The organism is Neorhizobium vignae (genome assembly GCF_000732195.1).
Classification (GTDB): Bacteria; Pseudomonadota; Alphaproteobacteria; order Rhizobiales; family Rhizobiaceae; genus Neorhizobium; species Neorhizobium vignae.
Genome location: NZ_JNNU01000002.1, coordinates 519,122 through 535,665 on the forward strand (window position 1 = coordinate 519,122; position 16,544 = coordinate 535,665).

At 58.2% G+C, this 16,544-nt stretch carries 10 protein-coding genes; 4 read left to right on the forward strand and 6 right to left on the reverse strand.

Annotation, left to right across the window (positions count from 1 at the left end; genetic code table 11):
- Positions 1-151: 151 nt before the first annotated feature.
- Together GQ59_RS02760 and GQ59_RS02765 are read right to left on the reverse strand one after the other, a co-directional pair.
- Positions 152-1,891, reverse strand: coding sequence for a phospholipase D-like domain-containing protein (locus tag GQ59_RS02760; RefSeq protein ID WP_051903747.1), 1,740 nt, complete (start codon positions 1,889-1,891; stop codon positions 152-154).
- Positions 1,888-5,385: an AAA domain-containing protein gene (locus GQ59_RS02765; protein WP_037077128.1), complete on the reverse strand. Its 3,498-nt coding sequence runs from the start codon at positions 5,383-5,385 to the stop codon at positions 1,888-1,890. Before GQ59_RS02765 ends, GQ59_RS02760 begins: the two co-directional genes overlap by 4 nt.
- A 79-nt stretch (positions 5,386-5,464) precedes the next feature.
- Between GQ59_RS02765 and GQ59_RS02770 the strand changes: the two genes are divergently transcribed.
- The 4 genes from GQ59_RS02770 (at position 5,465) to GQ59_RS02785 (ending at position 8,525) form a co-directional block, all read left to right on the forward strand.
- Entirely contained in the window at positions 5,465-6,346 is an 882-nt protein-coding gene (locus GQ59_RS02770) for an SIR2 family NAD-dependent protein deacylase (RefSeq protein WP_037077130.1), read from the forward strand.
- Between the two features lie 78 nt (positions 6,347-6,424).
- Entirely contained in the window at positions 6,425-7,483 is a 1,059-nt protein-coding gene (locus GQ59_RS02775; RefSeq protein ID WP_037077132.1) for a hypothetical protein, read from the forward strand.
- Positions 7,484-7,498: 15 nt separating this feature from the next.
- Positions 7,499-7,912, forward strand: a complete 414-nt coding sequence (locus GQ59_RS02780) for a hypothetical protein (protein WP_037077134.1) — start codon at positions 7,499-7,501, stop codon at positions 7,910-7,912.
- Positions 7,905-8,525 carry a hypothetical protein gene (locus GQ59_RS02785; protein WP_037077136.1) on the forward strand — a complete coding sequence of 207 codons (621 nt, stop codon included), beginning with the start codon at positions 7,905-7,907 and terminating at the stop codon, positions 8,523-8,525. Before GQ59_RS02780 ends, GQ59_RS02785 begins: the two co-directional genes overlap by 8 nt.
- 46 nt (positions 8,526-8,571) lie before the next feature.
- Here the strand turns inward: GQ59_RS02785 and GQ59_RS02790 are convergent, their stop codons facing one another.
- From GQ59_RS02790 to GQ59_RS02815, 4 genes are all read right to left on the reverse strand, one after another.
- Entirely contained in the window at positions 8,572-12,114 is a 3,543-nt protein-coding gene (locus GQ59_RS02790; protein ID WP_084682950.1) for an HsdR family type I site-specific deoxyribonuclease, read from the reverse strand.
- A gap of 198 nt (positions 12,115-12,312) precedes the next feature.
- Positions 12,313-13,506 carry a restriction endonuclease subunit S domain-containing protein gene (locus GQ59_RS32790; protein ID WP_037077144.1) on the reverse strand — a complete coding sequence of 398 codons (1,194 nt, stop codon included), beginning with the start codon at positions 13,504-13,506 and terminating at the stop codon, positions 12,313-12,315.
- Positions 13,499-15,001, reverse strand: coding sequence for a type I restriction-modification system subunit M (locus tag GQ59_RS02810; protein WP_037077147.1), 1,503 nt, complete (start codon positions 14,999-15,001; stop codon positions 13,499-13,501). The genes GQ59_RS32790 and GQ59_RS02810 overlap by 8 nt, the downstream gene beginning before the upstream one ends.
- Positions 14,998-16,509, reverse strand: coding sequence for a type I restriction-modification system subunit M (locus GQ59_RS02815; RefSeq protein WP_037077149.1), 1,512 nt, complete (start codon positions 16,507-16,509; stop codon positions 14,998-15,000). The genes GQ59_RS02810 and GQ59_RS02815 overlap by 4 nt, the downstream gene beginning before the upstream one ends.
- Between the last annotated feature and the right edge of the window lie 35 nt (positions 16,510-16,544).

Genomic DNA, 16,544 nt, shown 5'->3' on the forward strand with positions numbered 1-16,544 from the left:
CTCTGCGCACGAGGCCTTGGTGCGACGCTAGCCGCGAACCCAATCGACGCCAAAGGTCGGGAAGTGGGTCGCTCGGCGACTCTGCACCCATTCCGGTCGGTCCTGTATAGCCGTCGTTCGAATAGCATCGCCCCGCATCGAGGCCGCAAACCTAGTCTCCGAGCGACACCTCCGTCTCGACGCCCAGTTTTCGCAATTTGGTAAGAAGCAGTTCAGCGACACCGGCTCCGTTGACGAGGACGCCAAGCTCCGCGCCCTTTGCTCTTGATCCGTCAACAACGGTCGACAGCCAGTTGAAACTAGTTATCGCCACCGCGTCGCTGTCCCATGCAAGGAACTTTCCATGCAGCTCGGGGACTTGCCGGATCGCGATACCGCGCCGCTCGACTTCCTCTGCCCTAGGCGCCCGTCCGCTCTCCACGAGTCCTTTGCTCGGGCGCTGGTAGCTGATCAGCGGTTTCCTGCCGAGCTGGGCTGCACGTTCCATGGGAACGAGGACAGACGTTTCGGCCGCCAGTCCAAAAAGATCGCAGCCGACGACGATCGAGTTTCTCGCCCGGTCACGCGCCATCGTGACGCACGCATAGTGGTCACCATCGGACATCAGGTTGAGCGCATGCGTTCCAGACTCCGCGTGTCGGCGCGAAACTAGCTTCACCGCGTTCCAAGAGTGGTTCAATCTCCGTACGACAGCAGGCCAGGACCCCGACGCCGGCAACTGAGCCGAAATCAGGTGACTTAGGATTTCCGACGTCAATCGCGGGCTGACCGTTTTGAATGACACGTCGATCGCGGTGAACCACGACGACAGGAAATTGCAACTCCCCACGATGGTAGTCCACCGCCCCGTCGTCCGGTCATCGAAGACGATTGCCTTCGCGTGGGAGCCCGACGAATTTGGGGAGAGTTGCACCCGCACCCGAATATTCGGCGGAAGGGAGTCGAGAACCTGGTTGGTCTCCTGGATCGGCCGGGGCTTCTCCGTGGCTTCGGGATCTGAGTGCAGACCCCATAACAAATCGACGCGCACTTTTCGTTTGGCCGCGCGTTCGATGTCGGGAAGCAACCGTCGGACGACCTCCGGGTGAAGGAAGCATGAATGGATGACGATGTGGGTCTTGCTCGCCGCCAAAGCGCTTTCTAGCGCCGCCAGATGTTCCGGGCCGCCTACAATCAAGTTGTCCGCCCCCACGTTGTCGCGGGCGACGTCGGGAAGCTCGGAGAACGAATCTAGGTCCGCGTCCTCGAGCGCAAGCTCCGATATCAGAGACGCGGCCATTTCGATTTCTGCACGGAGCTTCAACGGCGCGTAGCTCGGCAATCCACGGCGAACCTCGTCGTACGTCAGGACAATTCGCGCGAACGTTCGCGATGGCGCTCGGTTTGCCGGGACAAATCCGTCGAAACCTTCGCTCGAATTTAAGTAGATCAAATCTCGGACACCCGGATCGTCGTAGTTCAAGGTGAAGTGGATCGGATCGAGGACTTCGGCGTCTTCGGGTAGCTCTGGTTCATAAACAAGTTCGAGATCGTCGGTTCGGAGCCAAGTCCCGGTGACACGGTCCATGCATAACGAGGCGTATCTGGTCTCTCTCCTCAATTCGGGACGTAGTTCGTCCTCGTCGGCGCGTTTCACACCCACGGGCGTCGCAGCAAACAATGTCTGGTCCCCGCTGGAACGAACCTCGATCCATCCAGATCGAAGCAGATTGATCAGCGACTCGATAACCAACCTCGGTGGTAGGTTCGCCAAAGATGCAAGGTCTGCTAGCGACCGTCGGTTTGCCTTCAATTCGACGAGAAGCATATGATCAAGAAGGCTCCACCTTCTTCCCAGGCTAACCTGATAACCGATGGCAGCCCGAAAGACGGGCAGGTAAAGGATTTTCATCGCGGCGCCTCCACCCATCCAAGGCGTTTGGCGGTTCTGGCCTGAGCTAGCCGATTCATCAGGCGTCCGATGTACGCGTATTCTTCGTCGGGCGAGGTATGCTCGGTACAACGAGAGCTGAAGAAGTCCCAACTGCCGACAATAATCAGTTTCTGCTTCGCCCGGCTCAGCAGCACGTTCATTCGGTTCGCTTCCTTCAGAAAGCCAACGCTCTTCCATGGGACGAGCGGATTGTTTCGAACGAGGCTGACGATTACGACGTCCGCCTCGCTGCCTTGAAATTCGTCGACTGTCGCTCCCATTCGCTTGCCATGATTGAGATCGAAAGGCGGTAGGAACATGTGCTCGAGAAGCCCCGTCCTCTTTTCATGAAGGACCGCCTGTCTGATCGCGACTAGCTGATGGTTATACGGTGAGAGGATCTGGACCTCGCAAGGAGCGTCGCCGCTTGCCCGAATTTGCGACAGCACGCCGACAACGGCGCGCGTTTCGGCCGGGGATTCGAAGATGCCGTCTCTCTCCCCCTCGGCGTCCTCCTCCTTCTGTTTCCAGGGAACATTGCACCAGACGATCCGCTGCTCCGGCAACCAGGAATCCCTTACTATCGTGAAAGGCGGAGCGCCGACGAACTTGTCGTGCGTCTCCTGAGGCGACGACAGGATGGTTTCGCTGGGTGTGTCCGCTGGATAGAAAACTTTTCCGACAAGATCCGCGATATCGGGATGCATTCGATGCTGGTCTGTGAGCGTCGCGGCAGGGCCACGGGACCCCGATTCATCAAGGCTATTTTGAAAGATCCGAGCGAATAGATCTACCATTCGTCTCCATTGATCGCATCGCTCCTCGAAGGATCCTGTTCCCTCCTCGTCGTCGACGATCGACTTGTCTACCAGTCTCGGCGCAAACTCTTCTCCTGTTTCTATAGCCCGCTTCACTCGCAACGCGTCGCCAAGCAGATCCTTGAAAATCTTCGAGTTGAATGGGGGAAGCTGGAAGTGATCGCCGATCAGAAGTATTCTATGGCTTTCGGTCAGAGCGACGGCCATATCAAATCCATGCGCCTTTCCGGCCTCTTCGATGATCGACCAGTCAAATCTGCGGCCCCTTTCCGAGAGGTCCGCCAAATCAGGCGAGTTCAGCGTCGTGAACGTTACGTTGGCCGCGTCCTGAATGAGCATCTGCATCGTGCGCAGCTCGACATCGGCTGCTTCGTCGTGAAGGGCGGATTCCGGTATGAGCGCAGCAAGCCTTGACTTCAGGCGGTCCGGAACGCGGGAGGCGAGCTCGCTCCCCTGAAGCCTTCGAACCATGGACTGGGTGACCGGTGCGACGTCGTGCTCGGTCGGTTCTTTGGGACCCAGCCGAAGGAGTATAGGTCTGTTGTCCTCGTCCATCGTCATGAACAGTTCGCTAAGTTTTTTGCGCACGTCGTCGACGGTGTGATGCGAATGCGCCGTCACCAGAATCTGAGCCGATGTCTCAGCGTTGAAAAGGCGATCAGCGAACGCCTTAATGAGCGTGGTCTTCCCCGTTCCGGGCGGCCCCTGAAGAGCGAACGAAGGCTGAGTTTCCCACAGCCGTTTCAGAGCCTCGTCCTTCGATCGGTCAAGTTCGATCTGGGTGCGGCTCTGCGGCTCCTGGTCGCCGCTGGGACGACTCGCACCCAGCGGGTCGCCTAGAAGCCTCAAAAGGCTCTCGTGCGACCTTAGATCCTCTATCGCCTCGAACCGCCGTTTGATCTGCGCGATCGTGCCTCCGTGGTTTCGGGCAAGGTACATGAGCGAGTTCCGCACAGGGGGATTGCCTGCTGCCCGGAAAATGTAGCGCGGTCCATCCGCTTCCGAGCTCGAAAGCAAGAACCTCCAATCCGCCGGCACGCTTTCGCTGTCCACCGTCTTGCGTTCAAGAAGGGCGTAGGTGTCACGATTTGGATCGTCGTCGTCATCCGTGCCGACGACCTCCGCGCCGAGTTTGAACCAGTCCCGCAACTGCTCCGACGGGCGTGCCAACCCAAGATGCTGTGCCAGCAGGTTTCGACTCGCTTCTTCCCGAGGCGTAACGACAATGGTCGTGTCCTGCTGAGTGTGGTGGATGTCGAGGACCTGCACCGGGCAGATTCTGGCCGCGGTAAGCACCGTATCCAATTGCTGGGTGACCCGGAAGAAGTCGTGAACGAGCTTCAGGTGCGGTTGGATTTCCCGTTTACTGATGGAGAATGCGAATACCTTGTTCCACGGAGCGCTTCGGTCACGAATAGTCTGGTACGTCTTCCTGACATCAGGATAGGAGATGATCTCAAGGCGACGCTGACCCAGACTGAAATACTGGTCGTCCACCAGTGGCCTAGGGACCGCCTCTATTGACTCGCAGTAGGCGATGTCCCAGGTCTCAAGCGTGCTCAGACGCCACGGCTTAACTTTATATTCAAGCTTTTCTCCGCGAATGACGAAATGAGGATACGGAAGGCTCCTTGAGGTCACGCGCGGATCTCCGCGCAGGTCCTGTTCCATCCATTCCCGTTGTTTGGACGGTTCGTCGGCCTTTGCCGTTCTCCCTGAACTGATTTCGATCGACTTCGACAAGTTGGTTCCCGGACCGAGTCTCACCGAGAGAACCAGATTGCGACCGAAACCGGCATTGACGACCGCCAAGTCCCGGATCAGATTCCGGATCTCGGAGAGCACCTCATTCGACGATGCAAGGCGATGTTCATGATCTTCTTCGAGCAGCCGGAGTATTATGTTCTTTTCACCATCACGCAGCGCTTGCAAGCCGGCGACGGCGGAACGTATCGCTTCGCGTTTCTTGATCGTCCTTGCTGAAACTCCGAACAACTCGGCCGCGACTAGCCCGAAGTCGAACCAGTCAGTTGCCGTGGAGTATTCTCCGTCTGCCTTCTCGAGTTCCGGCGCCACGACCTGTGACATGCGAACGACCTTGGCAACCGCGCCATCCGTGCCGGCGACGCGAAGCGACCATTCGAAACCGCTCAACCTAAACTCGCCCGCGCCGTCGGGATCGACGAAAATTGACGCCGGCGATAGCGCGCGATGCAGCGTGCCTTCTGTATGGAGAAGAGAAAGGGCTTCGGCGACCCTTAAAAGGCCTTCCCACAGAGGTCGTCTCCTACCCAGTTCATAAAGGTTCGACAACCATGGAGATCGCGTCCGATCGCGAAGGACTTCCGACAGCAAGACACGTCTGCCGCCATCAAGAACAGCGTAGAATTGCTTCTCATCGTAGTTGAGGTCTTGCAGCCTGACAAACAATTGCGCAGCTCCAGGATAGCCTTGCAGACGGGATAGAGCCCGAACTTCGCGGTTCCAAAGAGCTTTCATTTCAACATGGTCGCCGCCACGTTTCTTCCAGATTTTTACATAGTAAAGATCGCCGGAATCCTGCGCCATCCAAAGGTCGGGAATACCGCGAACGGGGTCGCCGGAAATAATTTTCTTGTTCAGGCGGTACCGTCCACCGACCGTGTTCTCGACCATGCTTCCATTTCCCCGCGAATCTATTATCAATCTAAGCAAGGTTGCAACCTAAGCGCAAGCAATGAGGGCCTGGAGACATATGTTCGCTCCCGACGACAACATGGACGACTTGGCGGATAACTGGCCGTCGTTTCAGAACCGCGTCACAGTCTTCCTCGGTGCAGGGGCCTCGATCGGCGCCCAGAATCAGAGCGGCAAATCTCTACCCAGCGCATACCAACTTCGAAATGACCTGTGGGAGAAGTACAAGTGGCGAGCTTCCGACGGTATCTTCGACCCCGCCTCGCTGCGGCTCATGAGCCTAGAGCATGCGGCTGCAATAATCGAGGCGAAGACAGGGCGGACCGTTCTCGGAGAGTATCTTCAGGAAGCCTTTTCATGTTCGAAGCCTTTGTGGCAGCACCTTGTGCTCCCACACCTCAACCCAGCATCGCTGTTCACCACAAACTATGATCAATTGATCGAGCTCGGGTATTCGGGTTGTGGAAAAGTTCTTGATGTCATTTGCTCGAACCGCAAGCCAATGGCCGCTCAGACGGCTCTGTTCAAACCGCACGGGAGCCTGACCCACATCAACCAGCCGGTCGGTCAAGGAGGTCTGGTAATTACGCAGTTCGACTACCTTGAAATGATATCGGACTATCGCAAAATGTTGCAGAACGCGATGACCGGATTTTCTTCGACCTGCGTTATAATAATTGGATATTCGTTTGGCGACATGGACATCGGGTCTGAGCTCTATTCGCTTCGGAAGAAAAGCGATGGAATACCTTGGTACGCGGTATTTCCACGTGCGGATAAAGAAGTCCGAAGGATGTACTCGAAGAGGTTCGGGATCGAGCAGATCAACAGGACCTTCGAAGGTTTCCTCGCAGATCTCGACGACCGAATCGACTTCGTCCCCGCCAACTTCAAGCACTCAAACAGAGCCGACCTTCGCGATCGCGGCATCATACAATAGGCCACCGCGCTCCAGTGGCCAGCCGCTCCTTTGCGAATAAAACACCAATAAACCGTTCGTGCATCGAGGTCACCTAGCATGAGTGCCGACGTTCTCGACATCCTTAAAAGCTTCCGCGACAGAACCCCTTGGACGGTCGCTAGGCGGATACTTCAGCAGATTGGCGTCGAGCGAAGCAAAAGCTGGGACCTGACCTTGGAGCGGGCCGACAACGCGATCGGTAAGTTCGAAAGCAAGGAGGACGACATCCTGGAAGCATTGCGGATGCATGCGATTTCCGGGGAAAAGCTCGCCAGCTTTTATGAACTCGACGCTGAGACCATAGCAACGATACGGGCGAAAGCTGCCGAGATCGTCCCGCCGTCGAATCCGTTCTCAGCGTCCTATCCGGTCACACTTTCCGAAAAAGCACTGAAAAAGATGCCTGCCGGCCTCGTTCTCGCCGCTGTCGAACGGACCGAAACCGGCACCGGTCTGGTGTTCGCGTCCGCTCGCGTCGTCACGGTACGCGAGCCCATCAGCTTGTCGTCCCTGGACGAAGGGATCGCCGCGGAACTTGACGACTACGAGGAGATCATCGGCGTCAAGACGGTAAGGTTTCAGGCGTTCGACGTCATATGGATTCCCGACGAGGGCAGCACGATCGATGTCCGCGTCGATTTCCCGGAGGGCACACTTGGAGAAGTTGCTCTCGCGGCTCGAAAGCTCTCGGTGCAGGCGTTCGAAACTACAATCGGTGTGGCGCTGCCGGAACCCACGAACGTGTTCGCGCTCATCGATCGGATGTACGGCGACAGCTCGGAAGGAATCGTCGTCGAACTCGGCTTCGGCACCACGACTGCCTCTATCAAGCGTGAGAAGATGCGGCGCAAAAAGCTCGATCTGCGCAACGAGACCTATCACAAGGGAGGCAAGGCTGCGCTCGGCACGCCGATCGAGCCGTTCAAGGTCAGCATCATCTGGCGACGTCCGCTCGGGCCCAAGCTATTTTCGGAACCGGAGCTGTCCTTGAACAGCAACTCGCGGGCCGCAGGCTCGACCGAGCCTGTCCTCGACCGTGTTGTAATCCGGAAATGCATGGGCAATGATGATTTCGATTACGTTCGATCTCGCATCGCTTACCATCTTGGATGGTAGCGTTCGGAGCACCCTGTGACCCTGAATGAAATTCGCGAAGAATATCGCAAGATTTGGGGGGGGCTGCCCGTTGGAACACTGTGCCTGGGGATCATCGACTTCGTGGCTTCGACGCCGCCGGAAGAGCTTCATTTCCTGACCTTCAAAACGCTGTCGACCGCGGTTGGCAAGGACGGCCCGGACTACGACGTCCTTGCCGCCGTAACCATTCTTACATCTTCCAAGCTGGCGATCTTCGACGCCCACGCGATGTTTGTGGACGACGACGAGACGGAGCATGAGCTTACGCCGGATGAGTTCGCGGAAGCGAAGCGCACGGGAACACTGATACATCCTGAGACCGGCAGCCCAGTGGCCGATTTCGAATCCCACGTCGTGCCATTCTTCGCTCCGACTGACGCGATCTACCGCGAGCTGTCGCATGGCTGAGAAGGAGTTCACGCTGGCTGCAATCAAGGCCGCCGCGTCCAACCCGACGCCGGTCGGCATTATGATCGAGATGGCGTTTGCGGAAACCCACGAGGAACGCCTTGACCTGGTCGAGAGGGCGGTCGACTACATCACGCAGGAGATGGTGAAGAACCGCCACGTTCACCAAGACAAGTCCGAGGACGCTCTGACGATCGACATCGTCAGCCATCTGAAGACGATGGGATTCCAGGCAAGCCACGACACTCAGTATGGGGGCCATTGCGACGTCGTCGTCGAGGCAAGGGACGAATTCCTGTGGATAGCCGAAGCGAAGAAGCACGACAGCTACGACTGGCTTCTCGACGGCTTCGAACAGTTGGACCGGCGCTACAGTACAGGCCTGCCGGGGCAGGACTCCGGGGAGATGATCATCTACTGCTTCGGTGCACGCCTGGACAAGGTCATGGCGGAGTATCGAAAACGCCTTGCCGAAAAGAGGGCCGATGTGGCGTTCGAACCCCCGGAGGACAATGCTATCGTCCTCCGATCGGTTCATGATCACGGCAACACAGGGCGCCCCTTCAGGGTGCGGCACAAGGGGGTACCGCTGCATTTCAAACCAACTGTCTGAGTCCCCACAGACTTAGTTGACCGTCGGATATGCCTGCGGATCGGATTCAATAATACTCGCGAATATATCCATAGGCCTTCTCGAACAGCTCGGCGTCTTGATGAAGCTTGTACCGGAAAAGCGTCTGTCGTAAGGCCTTCTTAACTTCGCGTTCACCCGCATGGGTGGCTTGCCACCCATCAAACCTGACAGCGCGTACGATCTCGTCGATATCATCCACAACCCGCTTAACCATCACCGGCGTGTCGCCGTTCCGGACCTCATCAAAAAGTGCGGTCAGCGCCGCTTTGCCACGATCTATATCCTCTTCCTCTGGCGTCTCGCGCTCGATTTTCACCACGTCTTTTGCAAGAGCAAGGAGTTCCTTCAGGAAATCGATCGACAGCAACAGTCCCTGCTGGTGCCGGTTCCTCAGGTCCTCAAGGCGCTCGCCCAACGCCTTGAATTTCGGATTGCCAGCGTGTTTACGGAGGCGCCCCGCCAGCTTGACAGAAATTTCCTTGGCCTTTTTTTCGGGGTCCGGATTGCCGAGCACGGCCTCAAGCAGTTCGGCGTCAAGGACCAGCGTGTCGAGATCGTCCCGCACCGCGTCCACATGGACGTTCTCGTGGATCAGCTCGATGGTCTTGGCACCCAGCCGATGCCAGAGTAGCCGCCCGGTGCCGCTGGAGGGCTTCAGTGATTCGTAGACTTGGGCCAGCCAGCGATAATCTGTCTCGTACTTCGTCAGCACCGGATCGGGTGATAACGCCTCCCAAATCCGTGCCAGAACGCTGAAATCCGCTGCGAATGCGTCGCGCAGCTCGTTGTTCGGAATGCACTCCTGCGCAGCGATCAGACCTTCGTATCCGGCAAGACTGCGGTCAACGCCCGCGAAGTAGGCGAGGCACTTCTGGAGCGCGGTCGGCAGAGCATTGATAAGCTCTGCGATATTCGACACCGCCTTTTGCACGCCTTCTTCGTCGAACTTCAGCGCCTGCGCGACATCGTCGAAGATGCCGAGGTAGTCGACGATCAGACCATGGGTCTTTTGCTCGCCGTAGGGGCGGTTCGTCCGGCAGATCGCCTGCAAAAGCGTGTGGTCGCGAAGCGGCTTGTCCAGATACATCGTCTGCAGAATTGGCGCGTCGAAACCGGTGAGCAGCTTCGACGTTACGATGATGATCTTCAGCGGGTCCTTCGGATCGCGGAAGCGATCAAGCAGCTTTTCCTCGGCATCCCGGTCTCGCTTATAAGCCGCATATTCCGGCTCGCCGCTGTTGACGGAGATCACCACGTCCGACACCTCGGGCGGCAGAAGCTTGTCCAGTTCCTGCTTGTAAAGCAGACAGCTCTCGCGGTCGAAAGTTACCACCTGCGCGCCGAAGCCGTTCGGGGCGACCTTCTCCTGGAAGTGCTTGGCGATATCGGCGCAGATCGCACGGATGCGGTCAGGCGCCTTGACCAGGATCGAAATCTTGGCCGCCGCCTTGCCCAGACGATCCCTGTCCTCGTCGGTCAGGCCCTGCGTCAGTTCGGCATAGGCTTCCTCGATGGCTTTCTGGTCGATGTGCAGATTCACCAGCCGCGGTTCGAAGTGCAGTTCCTTCGTCGCCCCGTCGCGAATCGAGTCGTTCAGGCCGTAGCGGCTCATATAGCCGCCAACGTCTGTTTCGCCGCCGAAGGCGTAGAAGGTATTCTTATCGGCGCGATTGATCGGCGTGCCGGTCAGGCCAAACAGGAACGCGTTCGGCAGTGCCTCGCGCATCTTCCGGCCCAAATCGCCTTCTTGTGTGCGGTGCGCTTCGTCCACCAGCACGACGATGTTGTCGCGCTCGTTCAGCACACCGCCGGCCTCGGCGAATTTGTGGATCGTGGTGATCACCACTTTCCGCGCATCTTTCGCCAGCAGATCGGCCAGATCCTTGCGACTTTCGGTGCGCACCATGTTGGCCATGTCTGCGGCATAGAAGGTGCCCGCGATCTGGCTGTCGAGGTCGATTCGGTCGACCACAATCAACACCGTCGGATTCTTAAGCGCCGGGTGCAGCCGCAGTTTACGGGCGGCAAACAGCATCAGAAGCGATTTGCCAGACCCCTGGAAATGCCAGATCAGCCCCTTGCGCGGCTGGCCCGCCACCACCCGCGCGACGATCTTGTTGACGCCCTCCACCTGCTGATAGCGGGCGATGATCTTGATGCGATGCTTACCTTTTTGCGTCGCAAAAGCAGTGAAGCTGTCGAGCATGTCCAGCACCATCGCCGGCGGCAGCATCGACGCAGCGGCCTTTTCCACCGCACCCATCGTCTGAGGACCGTCGCCGTCGCGCCAGGGACCCCACATGTCGACCGGCATCCGGACCGAGCCATAGCGGAACTCCTTGCCGTCGGTCGCCACCGAAAAGACGTTGGGCACGAACAGTTCCGGCACGTTGCGTTCGTAGTCGTCATGCACCTGAAGCGCAGCATCGAGCCAGCTTTGGCTGGACCGCACCGGCGTCTTGGCCTCGATCAGTACCAGTGGCAAGCCGTTAACCAGCATCACCAGATCGGCGCGCTTTTCGGTCTTGCCGGCGCGGATGGTGAATTGCTGGGTGACGACGAAGCTGTTCTGTTCGATATCCTCGAAATCGATCAGGCGGATGGTGACGTGTTCACCATCCGCGCCAAACGGCATTGAGCGTTCGCCGAGCAGCCAGGCAGCGAATTCTTCGTTCGCCTTCACCAGCCCATCCGACCGCGCGCTCATAACGATGGCGCGCAGGCGGTAGAGCACATCATCGGCCCGGCCGGGGTTGGCGGCGATGTCCGGGTTCAAGCGGATCAGGGCATCACGCAGATCGGGTTCAACCAGCACTTCCTGTGGCTGCCGGGGAAGGTCGGCGGGGGCGACGTAGTGCCACCCGAGGCCAACAATCCGATTGCCAGCCCTAGCGAGGCCAGGGCTGAGATCCCGCGGTCGGTGGCTCGACGGGCCCGCGAGGATATCGCGGAGATGGGCTTCGACTGTGTTGTTTTCATTAAAGCTAGCGATCCGTCGAGCGCGCTCGTTCGGATAAGACGAGCTTTCTGCTCCGGGTTCGATCCCGATTAGCTGGATTGGATCGAGAAGCGCCTGCAATTCTGACTGAGTTTCTTCAGAGTTCAGCAAGCGGCCCGCACCATTCGCTGGGATCGCAACTGTCAGGATAATGCTACCTTGCTTCACCGACACTGTGAGTATGTCCTTTGGAGATGCATCGATGACCGCAGCAATCGCCACCAGCAAGCGTTCCTTGTCCTTCTCGAAATCCTCTTTAGTTGTGTCCAGTTTCAGAGTGACAAGCTGCTTCGGCCCGAAATCGCTGGGTACACCCTTGTATCTGGCCACCCAAGGGAGTGCTTTGTAGTCCTTGAGCGTCTTTTGATCCCAGTTTTCGTCATGAGATCGAGTATGGCACAGGCTGCATAGAACCAATAGGTTCTCAAACGAATGATCTTTGGTGGCGGACCAAGGTACGATGTGAGCCTTCTCCAACGACACGTGTTCTCCGCAGACGCAGCAACGATGTCCGCATTCGACCATGAGTTTTCGCTGGATGTCCATTGGGACAGGCGGGCGCGTCGTCATTGCAGTTGCCTTCCCCGGCCAACTGTCGAGCCTAGTCGAAAGCAGAAGAGGTAGTGCTCGGCGGGGGCGATGTAATGCCACCCGAGGCCCGCGATCCTGCTGCCCGTACGGGCGGGGCTGATGAAGAGTTGCGCCAGGCGGGCCGAGGCGGCGTCCGCAAGAAGGTTGCGCAGATGAGTTTCGACCATGTTGGACCCGTTAAACGACATCCGCAAACTCAGCCTCAACAATGCGCTTCATGACTGCACGTAACTCAGCAATCCTTTTGGAGAGACGATCTCCTTGACGACGGATTTCCTGATAGGCTTGAAGCCAATTTCTTTGCTCAATTACAGGTACGGCGGGAACTAAAAACGCTGAAACCTGTGCCTTGTTTATCGAGGCAAGGTTGCTCGAGCGCTTTGCACATTTGCGAAAATAGGACTTCCCGTAAACACTACGAGCAATCGCAGCCAAAAACCACGGATCCAGAATACCAATGTCAGTGCGGACAGCAAAAACATGATTCTGGTGAAGGCAGAGTGGAATTTCGGCCTGCCATACGGTTCCTCGGCCGAGCTTGTCCAAGTCACCGCCTTCAGTCATCAAGACATCGCCAGATTGAAGCGAATATCGTTGAACTCGATTATGCTCTACCGTGATTTCTTTTACTTCCGACAGGTCAAGGAAGCCGTCCTTTACATTCGCAACGCTCAGATAGGGTAGATTGATTGTGGCAGCGCCAGAAGGTTTACCCTTAGCGAGCCCCGTTCTGATCTCTGCAATCAGGGCGAGCGGCCGCAGCTCGTAACCCTCCGGGTTGCTCCCATACTTCTCTCCGAATTTTGCAAGAAGCGATGCGGTTTCGAGTTGGTCCAATTTTGCACGCGCATCCAGTAGTGCCTCAATGGCGCTGTGGGATGCCGTGAAAGCCTCCATCAACCGTGCCTGCTCCTGGACTGGCGGTAGCAGGAACTCTTCTGCTGCGAGTGCCTTCCAGTTGATCGTGGGCGACAGCGACCCAACAGAAATGCTTAAGGCCCGTTCCATGAACAGATCGCTCTGCATGAAGAAGGGCAGCAAATCAGGAAGCATCACGCCGGGCTTGGCGCGCAGCACCATGGCGTGCGCCGAACAGATGCCCTCGAAATCAGCCACCGCCACCTTGCGCTGATAGACCCTTCGCTTGCCGAAGATGATATCGCCTGGCTGGAACCGCAGCTTGGTCGACTCCACATCCGTGGGTTCGCCCCAGCGCCGGATGCGGAGGCTGTCGGGATCAACATGCTCCAGACCGACATAGCGTTCCACCCCGGCCTCGGCAGGGTTGTCGACACGGTCGTTGATCTGCGTGGCGATCTCGTCAAAGCGCACGCGCGTCCACCCCGCCGGGAAACCCGGCCGCTCAAGCATCGGCATCCTCCGCAGGCGTCAGGCCATCGAGCATGTCCACCAGCGCGTCCATGCCGGACCAGAACTCGCGCCTTTCCTCGTCAAACGCCGCCCAGGTCGTCGCCAGCGTGGCGCCCGCTTCCGACACCGCCGCCTTGGGCCGCTTTACATTGCGCGCAATCGACAGGTTGCCATCGGCCGCCAGTACATCGGCCACGCTGGCAACCGAGGCGAAGCCGGGTTCATCGGCAAAGGCCTCATAAGCCGACAGGATTCGCGCCTGATGATCGGCGCGCAGGAAGCTTTGCGCCCGTTCACGTGAAATCTCTGCCACAGCATCGATGAACAGGATGCGCCCCCTGCGCGCATCAGGCTTGGTGGACCGGCAGATCAACACACAGGCCTCCATCGGCGAGTTGTAGAACAGCCCCGGCCCCAGGCCCAGCACGCATTCCACCTGGTCGGATTCGACCAGCCTGCGCCGCATTTCCGCCTCTTCGTTGCGGAACAGCACGCCATGCGGAAACAGAATCGCGCAGCGCCCGGTCTTCGGGTGCATCGAAGACAGGATGTGCTGGAAGAAAGCGTAATCGGCCCGCCCTTGCGGCGGGGTGCCAAGAAAGTTGCGACCCCAGGCATCCTGCTGCCACGCGCCGCGGTTCCATTTTTTTATCGAATAGGGCGGGTTGGCGAGGACGATGTCGAAGGTGCGCAGCCGGTCGCCCTGCACGAAGGCGGGCGCGGCCAGCGTGTTGCCACTGGCGATGTGGAAATCATCTACGCCATGGATTACCAAGTTCATCCGCGCGATAGCGGCGGTTATGGTGATCAGTTCCTGCCCGTAAATGCCGGTGGTGCGGATGTCGCCGCCGCGCCGCTTCACCTCGGCTAGGCACGAGATCAGCATGCCGCCGGTGCCGCAGGTCGGGTCATAGATGCTTTCGCCCGGCTGGGGTTCCAGCATCTGCGCCATCAGATGAACGAGGGTTCGGTTGGTGTAGAACTCCTGCGCGGTGTGGCCGCTGTCGTCAGCGAACTTCTTGATGAGGTATTCGTAGCCGTTGCCGAGCTCATCCTCCGGCACGGCGGCAAGGGTCAGGTCGTGCTTCGAGAAGTGCTCGATCAGGTTCTTCAGCGTGCTGTCGGGCATCTGGGCCTTGTCGGTCCAGTTTGCATTGCCGAAGACGCCTTGCAGGCGCTCGGGGTTGGCCGCCTCGATGGCCAGGAAGGCCGACAGAAGCGCTCGGCCGACATCGCGCGGTGCTGCACGCACGTCTTTCCAATGCGCGCCTTCGGGGATCACGAAGCGGTCGTTGGCCGTGTCAGTGGCATAGCCCTCGTCCCCGGTTTCATCGAGCGCCTGCTGGTAATCCTCATCCCAGACGTTAGACAGGCGTTTGAAGAACAGCAGAGGGAAGATGTACTGCTTATAGTCGCTGGCATCAACCAGCCCGCGCAGCAGCGTGGCGGCACCCCAGAGATAGCTTTCAAGCTCGCGTTGAGTCAGCGCGCTCATTGCAGCCACCCTCCTTCGGTCAGAACCTTACCCAGGTGGTCTTCGGCGGCGCGCGCATCGATCAGCGCTGTTTTGAATGCATCGACGGCCTCGGCCAACGGCGGGATGTCCTGCCCGATGGGCGGCGGGACGTAGCGCGAGATGTTCAGCGTCCAGCCTTCCTTCTTGATCTCATCGAGGGTCGCGACTTTGGCGCGATCTTCGCCGTCTTCGAAGGCGTGGTACCAGGCGACGATCTGGTCGCTGTGATCCTGGTCCAGGAAGTTCTGCGCCCGGCCTTTGCGGAACAGGCTGGACGCATCGATGATCAGGACCTTGTTCTTGCGCTCGGCCGGTTTCTGGCGGCGTAGGATCACCACGCATCCCGCGAGCTGGGTACCGTAAAACAGGTTCGGTGCAAGACCGATGACCGCCTCGACCATATCCCGTTCAAGCAGAGCCTGCCGGATAGAGCCTTCAGCAGATTTTCGAAACAATGCTCCCTGTGGCAGGACAACGGCCATACGACTGTTTCCTGATGATGCCATCGAAGCGATCATATGCTGAACGAAGGCGTAGTCGCCGTAGCTCTCAGGCGGGATGCCGTACTGGGCGCGGCCCCACGGATCTGCCTCCCATAGATCACGCCCCCATTCCTTTAGAGAAAACGGTGGGTTCGCGATGACGCAGTCGAAAGTAGCGAGGCCGCCCGTGCTTGAATCAGTGAAAGCCGGAGTTCGCAATGTGTCCTCACGAGCGACCTGAAAATCCTCTATTCCATGAAGGACAAGGTTCATTCTCGCAATGGCCGCGGTAGTCAGATTCCTTTCCTGGCCGTAGATCTTGCCGTAGAACGTACGCGGGTCGCCGCCGTTGCGCATCACGTGCTCTATCGCTCCGAGCAGCATACCGCCTGTACCGCAAGCGGGATCGTAAATGCTCTCCCCTTCCTTAGGTTCGAGAATCTCGACCATCATGCGCACGACGCCCCGAGGCGTGTAGAACTCACCAGCCTTGTTCCGTCTTGTGACGTCGGCGAATTTCCCGACGAGGTACTCGTAGGCGTCACCTAAGAGGTCGGCACTCACAGCCTTGTTGCCGAGCTGGATCTCTGTGAATCCTTCGATCAGATCCTTAAGAAGCTCATCGCTGAATTTTTCTTTGTTACCCCAATCCGCTGACCCAAAGACCCGGAAGAGTGTGTCCGGGTTGGCCCGTTCAATTTCCTGCATCGCCTTTTGCAAAGCCGTGCCGACGTTGGAAGCCACGCTCCGCAAATCCTTCCAATGGCAGCCGTCCGGAAGTACGAATCGATGCACCTCCGGAAACTGAGAGGGATCAACGTCGCCATAGACCTCCCTTGCCTCCGCCAACTCTTCATCCCAAACGTCCGAAATTCGCTTAAAGAACAGCAGGGGGAGGATGTAACCTTTCCAATCGGTTCGGTCGACGGCGGATCCGCGCAACGTGTTCGCTGCGTCCCAAAGGGCAGATTTCAGTTCCTGTACACTCACGTATTCAATGCTCACGGGCTCAATATCAGCTCAGACTTTCAACTCATATT

Coding starts and splice junctions, on each gene's coding strand:
- GQ59_RS02760 (WP_051903747.1), bottom strand. CDS start 1,891: ATGAAAATCCTTTACCTGCCCGTCTTTCGGGCTGCCATCGGTTATCAG.
- GQ59_RS02765 (WP_037077128.1), bottom strand. CDS start 5,385: ATGGTCGAGAACACGGTCGGTGGACGGTACCGCCTGAACAAGAAAATT.
- GQ59_RS02770 (WP_037077130.1), top strand. CDS start 5,465: ATGTTCGCTCCCGACGACAACATGGACGACTTGGCGGATAACTGGCCG.
- GQ59_RS02775 (WP_037077132.1), top strand. CDS start 6,425: ATGAGTGCCGACGTTCTCGACATCCTTAAAAGCTTCCGCGACAGAACC.
- GQ59_RS02785 (WP_037077136.1), top strand. CDS start 7,905: ATGGCTGAGAAGGAGTTCACGCTGGCTGCAATCAAGGCCGCCGCGTCC.
- GQ59_RS02790 (WP_084682950.1), bottom strand. CDS start 12,114: ATGACGACGCGCCCGCCTGTCCCAATGGACATCCAGCGAAAACTCATG.
- GQ59_RS32790 (WP_037077144.1), bottom strand. CDS start 13,506: ATGCTTGAGCGGCCGGGTTTCCCGGCGGGGTGGACGCGCGTGCGCTTT.
- GQ59_RS02810 (WP_037077147.1), bottom strand. CDS start 15,001: ATGAGCGCGCTGACTCAACGCGAGCTTGAAAGCTATCTCTGGGGTGCC.